The sequence below is a fragment of the Streptomyces sp. NPDC048191 genome (assembly GCF_040652655.1).
In the GTDB taxonomy this organism is placed as follows: Bacteria; Actinomycetota; Actinomycetes; order Streptomycetales; family Streptomycetaceae; genus Streptomyces.
In genome coordinates, this window is sequence record NZ_JBEZMO010000005.1 from 273,417 (window position 1) to 290,284 (window position 16,868).

At 72.2% G+C, this 16,868-nt stretch carries 14 protein-coding genes and 1 riboswitch; of the genes, 8 read left to right on the forward strand and 6 right to left on the reverse strand.

Translation table 11 applies throughout. The features are described 5' to 3' along the window. The first annotated feature begins 60 nt into the window (after positions 1–60). On the forward strand, positions 61–1,710 hold the full coding sequence (locus tag AB0D93_RS11765; protein WP_362116979.1) for a DUF5691 domain-containing protein: 1,650 nt from the start codon (positions 61–63) through the stop codon (positions 1,708–1,710). A gap of 68 nt (positions 1,711–1,778) precedes the next feature. Here the strand turns inward: AB0D93_RS11765 and AB0D93_RS11770 are convergent, their stop codons facing one another. Next, positions 1,779–2,210 (reverse strand): cobalamin B12-binding domain-containing protein, encoded by a 432-nt coding sequence (locus AB0D93_RS11770; protein ID WP_362117263.1) that lies wholly within the window; start codon positions 2,208–2,210, stop codon positions 1,779–1,781. A gap of 224 nt (positions 2,211–2,434) precedes the next feature. Here AB0D93_RS11770 and AB0D93_RS11775 point away from each other — a divergent pair, with 224 nt between their 5' ends. Then, entirely contained in the window at positions 2,435–3,286 is an 852-nt protein-coding gene (locus AB0D93_RS11775) for an alpha/beta fold hydrolase (RefSeq protein WP_362116982.1), read from the forward strand. 201 nt (positions 3,287–3,487) lie between these two features. After that, on the forward strand, positions 3,488–5,014 hold the full coding sequence (locus AB0D93_RS11780) for a peptidoglycan DD-metalloendopeptidase family protein (protein ID WP_362116985.1): 1,527 nt from the start codon (positions 3,488–3,490) through the stop codon (positions 5,012–5,014). 42 nt (positions 5,015–5,056) lie between these two features. Here the strand turns inward: AB0D93_RS11780 and pcrA are convergent, their stop codons facing one another. Then, on the reverse strand, positions 5,057–7,537 hold the full coding sequence (gene pcrA / locus AB0D93_RS11785; RefSeq protein ID WP_362116988.1) for a DNA helicase PcrA: 2,481 nt from the start codon (positions 7,535–7,537) through the stop codon (positions 5,057–5,059). A 327-nt stretch (positions 7,538–7,864) separates the two neighbouring features. Next, positions 7,865–8,033: riboswitch (cyclic di-AMP (ydaO/yuaA leader) on the forward strand. 7 nt (positions 8,034–8,040) lie between these two features. Between pcrA and AB0D93_RS11790 the strand changes: the two genes are divergently transcribed. After that, positions 8,041–9,219, forward strand: coding sequence for an NlpC/P60 family protein (locus AB0D93_RS11790; protein WP_362116991.1), 1,179 nt, complete (start codon positions 8,041–8,043; stop codon positions 9,217–9,219). Between the two features lie 89 nt (positions 9,220–9,308). After that, complete coding sequence (locus tag AB0D93_RS11795; protein ID WP_362116994.1) at positions 9,309–10,274, forward strand: tellurite resistance/C4-dicarboxylate transporter family protein; 966 nt, start codon at positions 9,309–9,311, stop codon at positions 10,272–10,274. Between the two features lie 3 nt (positions 10,275–10,277). On the opposite strand, the gene AB0D93_RS11800 is transcribed toward AB0D93_RS11795, so the two are convergent. Next, positions 10,278–10,631 (reverse strand): hypothetical protein, encoded by a 354-nt coding sequence (locus AB0D93_RS11800; protein WP_362116997.1) that lies wholly within the window; start codon positions 10,629–10,631, stop codon positions 10,278–10,280. Positions 10,632–11,088: 457 nt separating this feature from the next. On the opposite strand from AB0D93_RS11800, the gene AB0D93_RS11805 reads away from it, so the two are divergent. Then, positions 11,089–12,150, forward strand: coding sequence for an NlpC/P60 family protein (locus tag AB0D93_RS11805; protein WP_362117266.1), 1,062 nt, complete (start codon positions 11,089–11,091; stop codon positions 12,148–12,150). A gap of 16 nt (positions 12,151–12,166) precedes the next feature. Here AB0D93_RS11805 and AB0D93_RS11810 read toward each other — a convergent pair whose 3' ends face one another. Together AB0D93_RS11810 and AB0D93_RS11815 are read right to left on the reverse strand one after the other, a co-directional pair. Continuing rightward, on the reverse strand, positions 12,167–12,910 hold the full coding sequence (locus AB0D93_RS11810) for a response regulator transcription factor (RefSeq protein ID WP_362117000.1): 744 nt from the start codon (positions 12,908–12,910) through the stop codon (positions 12,167–12,169). Further along, on the reverse strand, positions 12,907–14,193 hold the full coding sequence (locus AB0D93_RS11815; RefSeq protein ID WP_362117003.1) for a PspC domain-containing protein: 1,287 nt from the start codon (positions 14,191–14,193) through the stop codon (positions 12,907–12,909). Before AB0D93_RS11815 ends, AB0D93_RS11810 begins: the two co-directional genes overlap by 4 nt. A 211-nt stretch (positions 14,194–14,404) precedes the next feature. Here AB0D93_RS11815 and AB0D93_RS11820 point away from each other — a divergent pair, with 211 nt between their 5' ends. Both AB0D93_RS11820 and AB0D93_RS11825 read left to right on the forward strand, forming a co-directional pair. Next, complete coding sequence (locus tag AB0D93_RS11820; RefSeq protein ID WP_362117011.1) at positions 14,405–15,853, forward strand: PspC domain-containing protein; 1,449 nt, start codon at positions 14,405–14,407, stop codon at positions 15,851–15,853. Then, on the forward strand, positions 15,840–16,058 hold the full coding sequence (locus tag AB0D93_RS11825) for a hypothetical protein (protein ID WP_362117014.1): 219 nt from the start codon (positions 15,840–15,842) through the stop codon (positions 16,056–16,058). Before AB0D93_RS11820 ends, AB0D93_RS11825 begins: the two co-directional genes overlap by 14 nt. A gap of 131 nt (positions 16,059–16,189) precedes the next feature. Here AB0D93_RS11825 and AB0D93_RS11830 read toward each other — a convergent pair whose 3' ends face one another. Continuing rightward, entirely contained in the window at positions 16,190–16,720 is a 531-nt protein-coding gene (locus AB0D93_RS11830; RefSeq protein WP_362117017.1) for a DoxX family membrane protein, read from the reverse strand. Positions 16,721–16,868 lie beyond the last annotated feature (148 nt).

The following is a 16,868-nucleotide window of genomic DNA, read 5'->3' on the forward strand; positions in this document are numbered from 1 at the left end:
CCGCAGCGCAGGGGCACCACACGTGAGCACCCATCAGGCACGGGGACGGAAGGCAACGCGATGAACGGGACGTCGGGCGACCGGGACACCGCACCCGCCACAAGCTCCTGGGAGGACCTGGTCACCAGCGCTCTCCTCGGCACCGACCGGCGCCCCGGGGCGTACGGCGGACCGGGCCGGCAGGCGCCGCTGGCACTGCTCGACGAGGCCGCCGTGGCGACCGTTCGGCGACGGGCGGGGCTGCGGCCCGCGCGGGCGGCGCGCCGGCCGGACCCGGCGCCCGGGGACCCGCGCCCGGCCCTGCCCGTCGCGGCGGCCCGCAGGCTCACCACGCTGCTGGCCGACCGCTCCGGCGCCGGCACCGGTGGCCGCCGGGGCAGCTCACCGGACCTCATGGAGCTGCTCCCGCAGTGGCTCGCCGCGGCCAACGCGCACGGGTACGCGGCGCCCCCGCAAGCGCTTCCCGCCCTGCTGGACGCGGCCCGGGGCCGTACGGACCTGCGCCCGGCGGCGCTGGCCTTCGCGGGCCCGAGGGCACTGTGGCTGGCCCGGCTGAACGCGGACTGGCGCTTCGCCCTGCGCGCGACCCCCGGCGGCGGTGCCACACTGCCCGACCCCGGGGACACCGAGGCGGTGCGCCGGCTGTGGCAGGAGGGGCTGTTCGCCGAGCGGGTGGCCCTGCTGGGCGCGCTGCGCTCGGGTACGCCCGCACTGGCGCGCGAGTTGCTCGCGTCGACCTGGGCGACGGAGCGGGCGGAGGACCGGCTGATGTTCCTCGACTCGCTGCGCGCGGGTCTGTCCGCCGCGGACGAGCCGTTCCTGGAGCAGGCCCTGGGCGACCGCAGCCGCAACGTGCGGGCGACGGCGGCGGAACTGCTGTCGGCGCTGCCCGCGTCGGCGCTGGCCGCACGCATGGCCGTACGGGCCGCGGCATGTGTGGCCCTGGACCGTACGGGGAACTCGCCGGCGATCACGGTGGAGGCGCCGCACACGTGCGACTCCGGTATGGAACGGGACGGTGTGGTGGCCACGCCGCCCGCAGGCAGAGGAGAACGGTCGTGGTGGCTGGGGCAGTTGGTGGAGGCTGCCCCGCTCGGCACCTGGCCCGGGCGGCTCGGCGGGCGGACACCGCGGGAGATCGTGGCGCTGCCGGTGACGGACGGCTGGCAGGGCGAACTGCACGCGGCCTGGTGCCGGGCCGCGGTGCGGCAGCGGGACGCCGAGTGGTCGAGGGCGCTGCTCGGCTCACCGTCGGCGCCGGAGGCCGGCGGGCCGGGCGCCGTGTCGCTGGCGGAGCGGGCGAAGCTGCTGGCCACGCTGGAGCCGGCGGAACGGGCCGCGTGGGTGGCCGGTTTCATCGCGACCCACGGCTTGTCGGAGGCGTTCCAGTTGCTCGGCGTGTGTGCGGTGCCCTGGGCCGTACCCCTGGGCCGTGCGGTCGTGGACGCGCTCAACATCGCCCGGGACGCGGGCAGTTACCCGTGGAGTTTCAGCGGGGTGATGGGCCTGGCCGAACGCTGTCTGGACCCCGCGGAGACCGCCCGGCTGGAGGCGCTGCTGGCGATACCCGACGAACGGGAGGACGCGGCACCGGGGGCCGGCGGCTACTGGGCGGAGGCCTTCCAGCGCCTGGTCACCACACTGCGGCTCAGGGCGGAGATGGCCCGCGAACTGGCCTCGCTCGGCACGAACGGCCCGTCCGGCACGTGAGGACGGGGCCGTTCAGGCCGGAGCCCGGGTCCGGAGGCGGCAGCCCCCCGGGGGCACCGGCCCCCGCCTCACCGGACTGTCGGCTCGACCGCCGGAGGCACCCGTGCGTTCTCCCGCACCCATTCCACGATCGACGTGGTCGTCGCGCCCGGAGTGAAGATCTCCGCGACACCCTTCTCCTTCAGCGGCGGGATGTCCTCCTCCGGGATGATGCCGCCGCCGAAGACGAGGATGTCCGCGGCGTCGCGCTCCTCGAGCAGGTCGATCACCGCGGCGAACAGCGTGTTGTGCGCGCCGGAGAGGATGGACAGGCCGATCGCGTCGGCGTCCTCCTGGATGGCGGTGTCGACGATTTGTTCCGGCGTCTGGTGGAGCCCGGTGTAGATGACCTCCATACCGGCGTCGCGCAGGGCACGCGCGATGACCTTGGCCCCCCGATCGTGGCCGTCGAGCCCCGGCTTGGCGACCACCACGCGGATCGGACCGGCTGCCACACCCATCACTGCCTCCATCAAACGACCACGGAAGCGATCGCTTCCGTTCGTAACGACAAGTACCGCACTTTTGGCGCGTTCCGCCACTGTCGCGAAGTGAACGAACGTTATCTCCAGCATCCCGCAACCGGCAGTTTTACGGTGCGCGGCGAGGGGGAAATCACATGGTGGGACATCAGGGCACACGGGGGATCGAGCCGTCCTCCGGTGTGCCGACAGGAGGTCGGCCAATGAAGGTCACCGGGGTATTGCCACTCTTCCTCCCGCTCTGCCGCCGGCTGTGGCCCGGCGGACTCGCCGGAATCTCCGTGGCCCTGCTGAAGGCGACCGCCCTCGAGGCCGCCATCCTGGCCGGCCATCTCCTGCTCTATCCGACCGGCCTCATCCAGGAACGCCGCTGCACCGCCGTGCCCGCCCAGGACGGCACGGCCCAGTTGCCGGTCCGGTCCGGTCCGCCGGTGGTGCTGCTGCACGGCTTCATCGACAACCGCTCGGTGTTCCTCCTGCTGCGCCGCAACCTCGCGCAGCACGGCGGGCAGCGCGTCGTGTCCCTCAACTACTCGCCGCTGACCTGCGACATCCGGGCGGCCGCCGAACTGCTGGGCCGGCACGTGGAGGAGATCTGCGAGCGCACCGGCAGCGACCAGGTCGACATCGTGGGGCACAGCCTCGGCGGCCTGATCGCCCGTTACTACGCCCAGTGCCTGGGTGGTGACCTGCGGGTACGCACGCTCGTCACGCTCGGTACACCGCACGCGGGCACCAGCGCGGCACCGTTGGCCAACGCCCACCCGATCGTGCGCCAGATGCGGCCCGGTTCGGTGGTCATCGAGGAGCTGGCCCGCCCGGCACCCGGCTGCCGCACGCGGTTCGTCAGCTTCTGGAGCGATCTGGACTCCGTGATGGTGCCGCTGGAGACGGCCTGCCTGGAACACCCGGACCTCGACGTGCAGAACGTCCGGGTGACCGGTATCGGGCATCTCGCCCTTCCCGTGCACCCCGCCGTCGCGACCGGGATACGCGAGGCCCTCGACGCCGCGCAACCCGGCGACCGGATCGCCGGCGGTCTGACGGTGGCGTGACATCCGGGTGACGAACAGTCGTCAAACCTCGAACAACAATCGAACTCTCGGCCAAACTCGTGCCCGGCGCCCCCGAAACACCGCCGAATGCCCGTTTACCGCCCACGCGAAACAGGCCGAAGATTGTCGCGCCCAGGTACCGGCGGGTACAGTCGCCGCACTGCTCTGGCAGCCCCTGTTGTCGAGGCGAAAGAGAAGTTGGTGAACGACCGTCACCCGTCGGGGACCATGACCACCCCGGCTCCGGCTTCCGACGCCTCCACCGCGCACTATGCGCCGTACGGGACCCAGGAAGCCTCCTACGGCGACCTCACCACGTACGGCGACTACGGCACCACCGGTTTTCCGGACAGCAGCGGCGGCACCGGCTCCTTCTCCACCGACCCGCTCTTCGGCAGCATGCCCGGCGGGCAGAACACCGGAACGTACGACAGCACGCACTGGCAGACCGGCCAGAGTCCGCACTACGACCCGTACCCGCCCCAGCACCACGCCGCGTACGACACCGGCGCCTACCCCACCACCGCCTGGACGGTCCCCGCCCAGGCCACGGGCAACGACATCAGCGGCCAGTGGGACGCGAGCGCCTGGCTGCAGCCCGGCGGGTCCGGCGCCGACCCGGCACAGCAGTGGGAGTGGGGCACCCACGCCTTCGACACGGGCGCGTACGACGCCACGCAGTGGAACTCCGGCGGACAGGCCGGTCCGATGGTGCCCGAGCAGGCTGCCGAACCGTTCGACCAGTCGGCCACCGCCGTCTTCGACCAGGCCGGCGACGCGCAGGCGACCGCGGCCTTCCCGCAGGCGCCGTACGAGCACCAGCCGGCGTACGCGGACGAGGTCCCGTACGGGGACACCGCTTTCGCCGACCAGCACCCCGGCGACGACGAGCCGGTCGCCACGGGCGAACTGCCCGCGGCGACCGGTCTGCTGGACGACCAGGAAGAGGTCGCTCCGGTGCCGACGCCCCGCGCCGGCTCACGCAGCGCCGCGCGTTCCCGCCGCCGTACGCCCGCCAAGCGCTCCGCGCTGCTGACCGTCGCCGTCCCGTCGGCCTGTGTGATGGGGGTCGCCGGGATCGCCGCCGCCTCGGTCGGCGCGCTGTCCGACGGCGGCAAGGACACCACGGCCTCCGCCTCGGACGCGCACGCGGTCAAGCCGTCGGTCGCCAACAGCAAGCTGGACACCCAGCTCAAGACCCTCTCCGCCGGCGCCGACGACTTCGCCGACCGGGCGAGCCGCACGCAGGAACGGATCGACCTCAAGAACCAGCAGGAGCTGGAGAAGAAGAAGGCCGCCGCGGAGGCCGCGCTCAAGGAGCGACTGCGTCCCAAGTTCGTCCTTCCGGTCACGCAGAAGGGGCTCAGCGCCTACTTCGGCCAGGCCGGCGTGAACTGGATGTCCGTGCACACCGGCATCGACTTCCCGGTCTCCTACGGCACCACAGTGATGGCCGCGACCGACGGCGTCGTCTCCACCAAGTGGAACAGCGCGTACGGCAACATGATGATCGTGACGGCGAAGGACGGCACGCAGACCTGGTACTGCCATCTGTCCAGCTACCGCGTCGCCTCCGGGACGAGCGTCAAGGCCGGCCAGCCGATCGCCTACTCCGGAAACTCGGGCAACTCCACCGGCCCGCACCTGCACTTCGAGGTACGGCCCGCGGGCGGGGCGGCCATAGATCCGCTGCCGTGGCTGCGGAGCCACGGGCTGGACCCGACCTGAGCATCCCGTGGGCCCTCGCCGTTCGGTGAGGGGCCCTTTGACTTACAGCTTCTCCACCGGCGCGTACCGCAGCAGCAGGCGCTTCGGCTTGCCGTCGCCGAAGTCGATCGTCGCCTGGGCCTTGTCGTCCGCGCCCGACACCGCGACGACCGTGCCGAGCCCGAACTGGTCGTGGTTGACCCGGTCGCCGACCGCGAGGGACACCACCGGCTTGTCGGAGGCCCGCCGTGTGGCGAACCCGGAGGCACCCGCCGCCGAGGAACGTGAGCGGGACGAGGACAGCGAGGCCGCGATCCCGGAGGCCGGGCCGGAGGACACCGGTGCCGCCGCTCCCGTCCGCTTCCACTCCACATGGGCGGGCGGGATCTCCTCCAGGAATCGGGAGGGCGGGTTGTACGACGGCTGGCCCCAGGCGCTGCGCATCGCCGACCGCGTGAGGTACAGCCGCTCGCGCGCACGTGTGATGCCGACGTACGCCAGGCGCCGCTCCTCCTCCAGTTCCTTGGTCTGGCCGAGGGCGCGCATGTGCGGGAACACGCCGTCCTCCATACCGGTGAGGAAGACGACCGGGAACTCCAGGCCCTTGGCGGTGTGCAGGGTCATCAGAGTGATGACGCCGTCGCCGTCCTCCTCGTCCGGGATCTGGTCGGAGTCGGCGACCAGGGCGACCTGCTCGAGGAAGTCGGCCAGCCCCACCGCCTCGCCCTCACCGCGCTCCTGCTCGAACTCCAGGGCCACGGCGGCGAGTTCCTGGAGGTTCTCGATGCGGGTCTCGTCCTGCGGGTCGGTGGACGCCTGCAACTCGGCCAGGTAACCGGTGCGTTCGAGCACGGCCTCCAGGACGGTCGCCGGTCCGGCTCCGGACTCCACGATCGTCCGCAGGTCCTCCATCAGCGTGTTGAACCGCTTGACCGCGTTGGTGGAGCGCGCGGCCATGCCGTACGCCTCGTCCACGCGCCCGAGCGCCTGCGGGAAGCTGATCCTCTCGCGCTGGGCGAGGGCGTCGATCATCGCCTCCGCGCGCTCGCCGATGCCCCGCTTGGGCACGTTGAGGATGCGGCGCAGCGGCACCGAGTCCTCCGGGTTGGCGAGGACGCGCAGGTAGGCGAGGACGTCCCGGACCTCCTTGCGCTCGTAGAAGCGGACGCCGCCGACGACCTTGTAGGGCAGGCCGACGCGGATGAAGACCTCTTCGAAGACACGGGACTGCGCGTTGGTGCGGTAGAAGACGGCGACGTCGCCGGCCTTGGCCTCGCCCGCGTCGACCAGGCGGTCTATCTCGTCGGCGACGAACTGCGCCTCGTCGTGCTCGGTGTCGGCGACATAGCCGGTGATCCGGGCGCCCGCACCCGCGTTGGTCCACAGGTTCTTGGGGCGGCGCGACTCGTTGCGCTCGATGACCGCGTTGGCCGCGCTCAGGATGGTCTGCGTGGAGCGGTAGTTCTGCTCCAGCAGGATCGTCGTCGCGTTCGGGTAGTCCTCCTCGAACTGGAGGATGTTGCGGATCGTCGCGCCCCGGAAGGCGTAGATCGACTGGTCCGCGTCACCGACGACGCACAGCTCGGCGGGCGGGAGGTCGTACTCGCCCGGCGGGGTGTCCTCGTCGTGCGCGCCGGTGCCGACGAGTTCACGGACGAGCGCGTACTGGGCGTGGTTGGTGTCCTGGTACTCGTCGACGAGGACGTGCCGGAAGCGGCGGCGGTAGTGCTCGGCGACGTCCGGGAAGGCGCGCAGCAGGTTGACCGTCGTCATGATCAGGTCGTCGAAGTCGAGGGCGTTCGCCTCGCGCAGCCGCGACTGGTAGAGGGCGTAGGCCTGGGCGAGGGTCTTCTCGAAGCCGTCGGCCGCCTGGGCGGCGAAGTCCTCCTCGTCGATCAGCTCGTTCTTCAGGTTGCTGATCTTGGCGCTGAAGGACTTGGGCGGGAAGCGCTTGGGGTCGAGGTCCAGGTCGCGGCAGACCAGGGCCATCAGGCGCTTGCTGTCGGCGGCGTCGTAGATGGAGAACGACGACGTGAAGCCGAGCTTCTTGCTCTCCCGGCGCAGGATGCGCACGCACGCGCTGTGGAAGGTCATCACCCACATCGCGTTCGCGCGCGGGCCGACGAGCTGCTCGACGCGCTCCTTCATCTCGCCCGCGGCCTTGTTGGTGAAGGTGATCGCGAGGATCTGGCCCGGGTGCACGTTCCGCTCGGCGAGCAGGTGGGCGATGCGGTGGGTGAGCACGCGGGTCTTGCCGGAGCCGGCGCCGGCGACGATGAGCAGCGGGGAGCCGGCGTGCACGACCGCGGCGCGCTGGTTGTCGTTCAGCCCGTGCAGGAGGGCCGCCGTGTCGATCGCGGGACGGGGGGCGCCGTCGCGGTAGTAGGCGTCCCGGTCCGGCGGCACGTCGAACTTCCCGCCGAACAGATCGTCCGGAAGCGGCTCCGGAGCGTGGTCGTCCTCGGGCGGCGGCGGGGGCTCCTCCCCGTGCCCGCGAGGGGGCTGGAGGTCCGCCAGGAAGCTGTCGTCAAAGAGGCTGCTCATCGCTCTACGAGTCTAGGGTGCCCCACCGACAACCGGTCGCCGTCCCCGGAACATGGCCGGTCCGCAAGAGAGTTGATCTTCACCGCCGAACGGGCGTGGACCCGCTCACACAGCGGAACCGCCCGGTGACAGCCCTGCTCACGCAGCGGAACCGCCCAATGACAGGCCCACTCACGCAGGGGAAGCGTGCAGTGACGCAGGCGCGAAACCGGCCCCAGGTCACGAAAATGTATCGGACATATCACGCACCAACCTTCACAGGAGTCACACGAGTTGGCTAGCGTGCGTCCGGGCCGTACGACCCCTACCGGCGAACCTCGCCGGACCGCGCGGCCCCCGCCGAGTCCGGCGCGCCTGCGGGTGCCCGGAGCCGGGGACCCACCGACTTTGGGGTGAATCGGCCGACTCCCGCCAGGGACGACGCCGTAGGGCAACCCTTCCGAACCACCGCCCGAACCCGACAGCTAACCCGGTAGGCGGCCCATTGGAAGGAGTCGCCTCCCTTGGCGTCGCATCGCAAGCCGCGCCCCGGCGGGACCCTCGGATCGGGCATGCGCACCCCCGCCCTCGCCACCGCCGCCCTCACCTCCATGGCCGTCTTCTCACAGACCGCCGAGGCCGCCCCGAGCACCGATCACGCCAAGCCGAGCCTGGAAGAGGTCGAGAAGAAGGTCGACGACCTCTATCGCCAGGCGGAGTCGGCGACCGAGAAGTACGACGCCGCCAAGGAGCGCACCGGCAAACAGCGGGGACGCGTCGACGCCCTGCGCGACGATGTCGCCCGGCGCACCCAACGCCTCAACAAGGCCCGTGAGGAGCTGGGCTCCTTCGCCGCGGCTCAGTACCGCACCGGCGCCGCCGCCCCCGACACGGCCACCTTCCTGCTGGCGAACGACCCGCAGGACTACTTCGACCAGACCCAGTTGATGAACCGGCTGACCTCGCGGGAGAAGAGCGCGGTCGACGACTTCATCGGCGAGCAGGCCGCGACCATGAAGAAGCGGCGGGAGGCCGCGCAGAGCCTGCAGACGCTGACCGACTCACAGCACGACCTGCAGTCCGCGAAGTCCACCGTCCAGAAGAAACTGGCCACCGCGCGCGAACTGCTGTCGCAGCTGACGGCCCAGGAGAAGGCGCGGCTGGCCGCCATCGAGCGGGAGAAGCAGCAGGAGGCGGCCCGCAAGGCGGCCGAGCTGGCGAAGCAACAGGCAGCGCGGCAGCAGGCCGCGTCGTCCTCGTCCTCGTCCTCGTCCACGGGGTCGGGCTCCGGCTCCGGCTCGACGGACTCCGGCTCGTCCGGGTCCACTACGTCCAGTTCCTACGACACGAAGGCCGAGAAGGCGCTCGCCTTCGCCCGCGCGCAGATCGGCAAGCCGTATGTGTGGGGCGCCACCGGCCCGGACTCCTACGACTGCTCGGGCCTCACCCAGGCCGCCTGGAGGGCCGCAGGCGTCACACTGCCGCGCACCACGTACGACCAGGTCGACGCGGGCACCACGGTCTCCCTGGCCGACGCCCGCCCCGGCGACCTGGTCTTCTTCTACGACGACATCAGCCACGTCGGCATCTACATAGGCAACGGCATGATGATCCACGCCCCGAAGCCGGGCGCGTACGTCCGCGAGGAGTCGATCTACTACGGCGGAGAGTCGATCATTCACAGCGTGGTCCGCCCGGGCTGACCGGGCCACGCACGCGTGCCGGCGCTTTACGCCGGACGCCTGCGTGCCCTTCACGGCCGGGGGCCGTGCCGCTCCCTAGCATCGGGCGCATGCCCGGCATCTCAGCTCTGCGTGTGTGGTGGGCGGAGCGGCCCCCCGCGGCCGGGGCCGCCGTGATGGCGACCGGCATCCTGTCGGTGGGACTGCATCTGACCGGCGCGGAGACGCTCTCCCGGGTGGCGCTGGCGTTGACCTGTGTCGCCTGGGCCGCGCTGGCCGCCGACTTCGTCCTGCGGCTGCTCGGCGACCGGCGGCGCTGGGCGGCCGATGCGGGCAGCCCCGGCGCGCTCACCGCCGTCGCCGCGACCGCGGTGCTCGGCACCGGGTTCGCGACGCTGGGCGGGCGGACCCTGGCCGCGGCGCTGCTGGCACTCGCGGCACTGCTCTGGCCGGCATTGCTGGTCCTGGTCGTATGGCACTGGAGGCGGCGCATGCCGGGCTCGGTGTTCCTGTGTTGTGTGGCCACACAGGGGCTCGCCGTGCTGGCCGCCACGCTGGCCGCGGCCGAGCGCACGGCGTGGCTCGCGCACACCGCGCTGGTGCTGTTCTGGCTGGGTCTGGCGCTCTACGGCCTCGCCCTGGCCCGTTTCGACGTCCGGGAGGTGCTGGAGGGCGGGGGCGACCACTGGATCGCTGGCGGGGCGCTCGCGATCTCGGCGCTGGCCGGGGCGAGACTCCTCGTCGCCGGGGACGGCGGCCTGTATCTGTGGGACGGGGACGACCGTGACGTGCTGCGCACGGTGACGGTCGTGCTGCTCGTCCTGGATCTGGCCTGGTACCTCACGCTGCTGGTGGCCGAGGCGGCGCGGCCCCGGCGCGGCTACGACATGCGCCGGTGGTCGACCGCGTTCCCGATGGGGATGACGGCGGTGGCGATGCTGTCCGTCGCGACCGCCCTCGGCATCCCGTGGCTCACTCCGCCGGGGCAGGTGCTGCTGTGGGTGGCCGTGGCGGTGTGGCTCGCGGTCGCCGCCGGTGCGGTGCTCGCGGTCCGCGCCGACGGCGGCGACGCGTGACCGTCAGGTCCACAGCACGGCGATGAAGACGTTCGCCATGGTCAGCGCGCCGACCAGCCCGAACACGTTCTTGTCGATCTTCTCCTCGTCACGCTTCACATAGACGAGTCCGAGGATCACGATCAGCAGGGCCAGCTTGATGCCGATCTTGATGGTGTTGACGTGGTGGTCGTCGGCCTGGTTGAGGCCGACCAGGACCACGCCGGTGACCAGCATGGTCAGCGCGCCGTGCAGCATCCCGGGCACGAACCGGGCCGTGCCCTGGCCCATCGCCTTCATCTGAGTGAGGAAACCGCCGAGGAGCGCGGCGATGCCGATGATGTGCAGGCCGACGAAGAGATGGATGAGTGCGTCCATGGGGCCGGAGCCTAACCAGGGGCGGGTGGGCCGCCTGTCACCGGCCCTGCCGCAGCGCTCGACGACCCCGTCGGCGATCTTGCATATATGCGGCCCATAGCACTCCCGCCTCCCGCTCGTCCCGCATTCCGCACTTCGGTCACCACGCTGTGTGAAGGCGACGACTCCAGAACGGAGGTCTGGTCACATACGGTCACAACCCGATCCGTCCGGACCAGTTCCGTACACCGCGTTACCAAGCCGTCACAGCGCGGCCTAGCGTCCTGCCCCAGGTGACCGACTCCCCACCGCCGCCCGGGCCAGGGGCGGCAGTCGGCCACCACCGCCGAGAAAGGTCCGGCGGTGGCCCGCTTCCCCTGTGCGGGCCGCCGCCGGACGCGACGTACCGGACCAGTCGCTCGATCCGCCCGGTCGGACCTCGGTCGTACGAGTCGTACGGAAGGACGTGACGGTCCAGGTGGCAGCGCACCGCAAGCCCCGGCAACACCCGATGGGCGGCCCCGCGGCCCGGACGGCCGCCACACTCGCCCTGGCGGGCGCGGCCACCGCCACGGCGTTCGACGGGACGGGGCACGCCGAGCCACAGCTGACGCCGGCACAGGTGAAGGCCAAGGTGGACAAGCTGTACCAGGAGGCCGAGGCCGCGACCGAGAAGTACGACGGCGCGAAGGACGAGGCGGCCACCGCGCAGCGGCGGCTGAACACGCTGCGGGACGAGACCGCCCGCAAGCAGGACAAGCTCAACACGGCCCGCGACGCGCTCGGTTCGTTCGCGGCGGCGCAGTACCGCGACGGCGGCTTCGCCCCGGCCCTGCAACTGGCCCTGTCCGGCGATCCCGACCAGTATCTGGACGACGCCGCGTTCGCGGAGCGGGCCGGTCACCGGCAGGCCGCCGCCGTCTCACAGGTGCGTGAACAGCTGCGGGAGATCGAGCAGTTGCGCGGCGCGGCACGCGTCGAGCTGACGTCGCTGCGGTCCCGGCAGGCGCAGCTGCGACGCCAGAAGCAGACCATCACCGGCAAGCTGGACGAGGCCAGGCGGCTGCTGGCGCGGCTCACCGCGCAGCAGCAGAGCGAGGTCACCGGTGACGGCACCGGCGCACCGGGCCGTGCCTCCCGGTCGGCCTCGGACACCCGGGACGCGCTGGAGCAGGCGGCGTCGGCCACGAACGCGCGCGCCGCGATGGCCGTCTCCTACGCCTACGCCAAGCTCGGCAGCCCCTACGTGTGGGGGGCGACCGGCCCGAACGCCTTCGACTGCTCGGGCCTGGTCCAGGCCGCCTACCGCTCCGCCGGCATCTCCCTGCCCCGCACCACCTACGCCCAGATCAACGCGGGCCGACGCGTCTCCCGCTCCGAACTCCGGCCCGGGGACCTGGTGTTCTTCTACTCCGGCGTCAGCCATGTCGGCATCTACGTGGGCAACGGGCAGATGATCCACGCCCCCAACCCCTCGGCACCCGTCCGGCTGGCCCCGGTCGACCTCATGCCGTTCGCGGGGGCGACCAGGGTGGCGTAGGGGCGGGCCGCAGGGGTCACACCAGCCGGCGGGCCGTCGCCCAGCGGGTCAGCTCATGACGGTTGGACAGCTGCAGCTTGCGCAGGACCGCCGAGACATGGGACTCGACCGTCTTCACCGAGATGAACAGCTGCTTGGCGATCTCCTTGTAGGCGTAGCCGCGGGCGATCAGGCGCAGCACCTCGCGCTCGCGCTGGGTGAGGCGGTCCAGGTCCTCGTCCACGGGCGGGGCGTCGGTGGAGGCGAAGGCGTCCAGGACGAACCCGGCCAGCCGCGGGGAGAAGACGGCGTCGCCCTCCTGGACGCGGAAGATGGAGTCGACCAGGTCGGTACCGGTGATGGTCTTGGTGACGTAGCCGCGGGCGCCGCCGCGGATCACACCGATCACGTCCTCCGCCGCGTCCGAGACGGACAGCGCGAGAAAGCGGACGGGCTGTGCGGAGTCGGCCATCAACGCCGCGCACCGGCGCAGCACCTCGACACCGCCGCCGCCCGGCAGATGGACGTCGAGGAGGACCACCTCGGGCCGGGTCGCGGTGATGACCGTGACGGCCTGGTCGACGTCCGCCGCCTCGCCGACCACCTCGACACCGGTCTCGGCGGTCTGCCCGATCTCGGCCTGGACGCCGGTGCGGAACATCCGGTGGTCGTCCACGAGCACCACCCGTACGTGCCGTCCGGGCACGCCGCCGTCGGCGGCCCCGGTCCCGGCCGCCTCGGGGCCTCCCGCCGTGCCGTTCGCCTCGGTCGCGTCGCTCATGACGTCTTCTCCGCCCTCTCCATCTCCAGCTCGACCTCCGTGCCGCCACCCGGCACCGGCCGCAGCCGGGCCGTGCCGCCGTGCCGCTCCATGCGGCCGATGATCGATTCTCTGACGCCCATGCGGTCGGCGGGTATCGAGTCCATGTCGAAGCCGGGGCCGCGGTCCCGCACGGACACGAAGACCGTCCTGCCCTCGACTTCGGCATAGACCTGTACGGCGCCGCCCTCGCCACCGTACTTGGCGGCGTTCACCATCGCCTCGCGCGCGGCCTGCATCTGCGCTCCCGTCCTCTCGTCCAGCGGGCAGTCGCCGACGACGACGACCTCAATGGGCACGCCGTGCTTGTCCTCCACCTCGGCGGCGCTGCGCCGTACCGCCTCGGCGACCGTGTCCGGCTCGTCCGCCTCGTCCTTGCCGGTGCCCTCCGGCTTGTACAGCCAGGTACGCAGGTCGCGCTCCTGGGCGCGGGCCAGGCGGCGCACCTCGCCGGCGTTGTCGGCGTTGCGCTGGATCAGGGTCAGGGTGTGCAGCACGGAGTCGTGGACATGGGCGGCGACCTCCGCGCGCTCCTGGGCGCGGATGCGCATCAGGCGTTCCTCGGACAGGTCCTGGGTCATACGGACCAGATAGGGGCCGGCGAGCAGCGTGATGCCGACGAGCACGGCGAGCGCCGCCTGGAGGACCGCGCCGAGATGGGCGGCCGAGCCCTGCAGCACGAAGACGGCGGAGACACCGGCCGTGACGAGCAGGACACCGCCGGCCGCGCGCAGCAGGGTGAGGGTGCGGCGCCGGCGCCCGACCTCGACCCAGCGGGCCCGGCGGGCATTGTCCGCCTGCCGCCAGACGAGGGCGACACCGGCCGCGACGAGGACGGCGGGCAGCAGATAGGCCTTGGCCGCACTGGTCAGGTTCACGCTGCCCACGAACACCATGGAGACGATGACCATGAGGAGCAGCGCGACGATCTGTCCGCGGTCCGGCTTGCGGGCCATGAGTCTGCGGCGGCCGCCGGGCACGGTCTCCGTGGCGGGCGGCGGCTTGTGCCCTCCGACGCCACCGACGCCGAGCGGGACGAAGAACCAGAAGGCCGCGTACAGCAGCGCGCCGAGGCCGTTGGCCATGAACAGGCCGACGAACGCCAGCCGGACCCAGATGACGGGCAGGCCGAGGTGCCCGGCGAGGCCTCGCGCCACTCCGCCGAGCCAGCGTCCGTCGCTGCTGCGGTAGAGCTTGCGCGGCGGCCGCGGGTCGTCGACTGGCAGGCTTGCGGCTTCCGGCATGCCAACGATGGTCACACGGCGGGCGGGGCAGGGCATCAGGGTCGGCCCCCGAGACGCCCCTGATCTTCCTCGGGGCCGGCTCGGGGAGTGCCGCGCAGAGGTTGGTCGCGGCCCCTCGAACGGTTCCCCGTCTCGTCTCAGGGCCGATTTCAGGGTTCGCCCAGGGTTGTCCCGACTGCCGCGGCGACGGCCGGGCCGTCACCATGGACGCATGACGGATCACGAGCACGCCGCGACGGGTCCGGGACCCGGCCCCGGCCCGCGCCCGGCCCCGGGCACCGGGCCGACGGATGCCGCGCCCGCCGCGACGGACAGGACGGAAGCGGCCGGCGCCGGCAGCGACCCGCACGCCGACGCACAGCAGCATCAGGAGCGGTCCGCCGCCGTGGCCCCCGAGCGGTTCCGGCGCGACCGCCGGCACAAGATGATCGCGGGCGTGTGCGCGGGCCTCGGCCGGCACACCGACATCGACCCGGTGGTCTTCCGGATCACCCTGGCCGTGCTGGCCGCGACCGGCGGTATCGGCCTCATCTTCTACGGCTTCGCCTGGCTCCTCGTGCCGTACGAGGACGAGGAGGAGAACGAGCTGCGCAAGCTGCTCACGGGCCGGGTCGACGGCCAGGCGCTCGCAGCGGTGCTGTTCGCGCTGGTCGGCTGCGGGATCTTCCTGACCATGCTGCGGAACGGCGGGGTGCTGGCCTTCGCCGTGGTGCTCTCCCTGCTGCTGGCGGGGGCCGGGTACTGGTCGCGGCGCCGTGGTGCCCCAGACCCCGACCCGCTCGCCGCCCAGGCCGCCGCCGACGCCCCGCCGGAGGCCCAGGCACCGCCGGTCGTCGCCATCTATCCGTCCTGGTGGCGGGACCCGATCGTCAAGGACGGCACCCATGTCGGCGGCACCGGCTATCTGTGGGGCCCGAACGACGCCCGCGACCGGGACGTCACCTCCGTGGTGGACGTCGGCATCGCCACCCCCTGGACCCACCACGGCTCCATACGGCCGCAGCCCACCGCTCCCCCGAGACCGCGCGGCCCGCGCTGGATCGGCGGCTGGGTGTTCCTGCTCGCCCTCGTGGCGGGCGGCCTGGGCACCGGGCTGACGTGGGACACGCATCCGCTGGGCACGAGTCTGCAGACGGGACTGGCAGGCGCGCTGGCCGTCCTCGGTCTGGGCCTCGCGGTCAGCTCCTTCCTCGGCCGCACAGGGGCTGGGACGGTGTTCCTGGCGATCGTCACGGCGGCGCTGCTCGCCGGGGCGTCGGCCATGCCCAGGGACATCACCACCCACTGGAGGGACACCTCCTGGGCGCCCGCCGCGACGGCCGGGGTGCGGCCGGCATACGACCTCGGCACCGGGCGCGGCACCCTGGACCTGAGCCGGGTGCATCCGGGCAGGGGACGGACGGTCGCGACGGACGCCCACGTGGGCGCGGGGCAGCTGAAGGTGATCGTGCCGGCGGACGTGACCGCGCGGATGAGCATCGCAGTGGGCGTGGGCGACATCCGGTTGCCCGGGGACAGCGGGAAGGACGTGGACGTGCAGCCGCGCAGGGTCAGGAACGTGACGCTGGCTCCGGCCAAGGGCGCCAAGGAGGCCGGCACGCTGGAGCTCAGGCTCGGGGTCGGTGTGGGAGAGGTGGAGGTCAGTCGTGCTGCGTCATGAGTTCCAGCCCGGGAGGCTGGTCGCCGGGCTCTTCCTCACCGTCACCGGCGTGGTCTTCGCGGGAGACGCGGGCGGGCTGTGGGAGACGCCGTGGTTCGCGGTCGTCCCGCTGATCGTGGGCGGTCTGTTCCTGGCCGGTGCCACGGCGGTCGTGGCACGGGGCATACGCAGACGGGGCCGCGCGGAGGGCGGCCAGGCGGTGTGACCCGGATCGGACAGACCGGCCGCGCGGTCAGCCGGCGGCCGGCGGGCACCGGCGCGCATCAGTGAAGGACCGGCCGCGCGGTCAGCCGACGGCCGGCGGGCACCGGCGCGCATCAGTGAAGTAGGCGGCGGTCAGCTGTAGCCGCCCGACCGCTGCCGGCGTCGGGCTCGCCAGGCCGCGTCGACGGAGAGATAGGGGGCTCCTGCGAGGATCAGGGGGATCCAGGCCATCAGGTAGGCGAGGTCGTTGCCGTAGTAGTAGGGGGTCGTCGCCCAGCTCACCGTCATCCACAGGCTGAACGAGATCAGCGCGCCGCCGAGCGCGGCCAGCCGGGCGAGCAGACCGAGCAGGGTGCCGATGCCGACGGCCAGCTCGCCGAGGGCGATGCCGTAGCCGAAGCCGACCGGGGCCTTCAGGGCCAGGTCGACCAGAGCGGGGATGCCGGCGGAGTCGCGGGCGGCGCGCATGGTGTCGCCGATCGACCCGGCCCCGCCGGACTTCAGGAAGGAGCTGCTGGTGAGCTTGTCCAGACTGGCGTAGATGAAGGTGACGCCGAGGAAGACCCGCAGCGGCAGCAGGGCGTAGTGGGCGGCGGCGTCCCGCCAGCCGCGTGGGCCGTTCAGCCGGTCCAGGTGCGTGTCGGTCCGCATGCCGTGAGTCATCGTTTCGCCAGCCGCCTCTCGCCCGCCGTCCCACCCTCATCCGACCATACGTATGACAAGGGGGCACAGTTCAATCCCGTCCCGGACGCTTTTTCGGATTTCGGCCCGACGTACTACCCCGCGTGCGAACTGGGGGCGGGCACGGTCC

Coding starts and splice junctions, on each gene's coding strand:
- pcrA (WP_362116988.1), bottom strand. CDS start 7,537: ATGAGCAGCCTCTTTGACGACAGCTTCCTGGCGGACCTCCAGCCCCCT.
- AB0D93_RS11815 (WP_362117003.1), bottom strand. CDS start 14,193: ATGCCGGAAGCCGCAAGCCTGCCAGTCGACGACCCGCGGCCGCCGCGC.
- AB0D93_RS11765 (WP_362116979.1), top strand. CDS start 61: ATGAACGGGACGTCGGGCGACCGGGACACCGCACCCGCCACAAGCTCC.
- AB0D93_RS11775 (WP_362116982.1), top strand. CDS start 2,435: ATGAAGGTCACCGGGGTATTGCCACTCTTCCTCCCGCTCTGCCGCCGG.
- AB0D93_RS11820 (WP_362117011.1), top strand. CDS start 14,405: ATGACGGATCACGAGCACGCCGCGACGGGTCCGGGACCCGGCCCCGGC.
- AB0D93_RS11795 (WP_362116994.1), top strand. CDS start 9,309: ATGCCCGGCATCTCAGCTCTGCGTGTGTGGTGGGCGGAGCGGCCCCCC.
- AB0D93_RS11770 (WP_362117263.1), bottom strand. CDS start 2,210: ATGGGTGTGGCAGCCGGTCCGATCCGCGTGGTGGTCGCCAAGCCGGGG.
- AB0D93_RS11810 (WP_362117000.1), bottom strand. CDS start 12,910: ATGAGCGACGCGACCGAGGCGAACGGCACGGCGGGAGGCCCCGAGGCG.
- AB0D93_RS11800 (WP_362116997.1), bottom strand. CDS start 10,631: ATGGACGCACTCATCCATCTCTTCGTCGGCCTGCACATCATCGGCATC.
- AB0D93_RS11830 (WP_362117017.1), bottom strand. CDS start 16,720: ATGACTCACGGCATGCGGACCGACACGCACCTGGACCGGCTGAACGGC.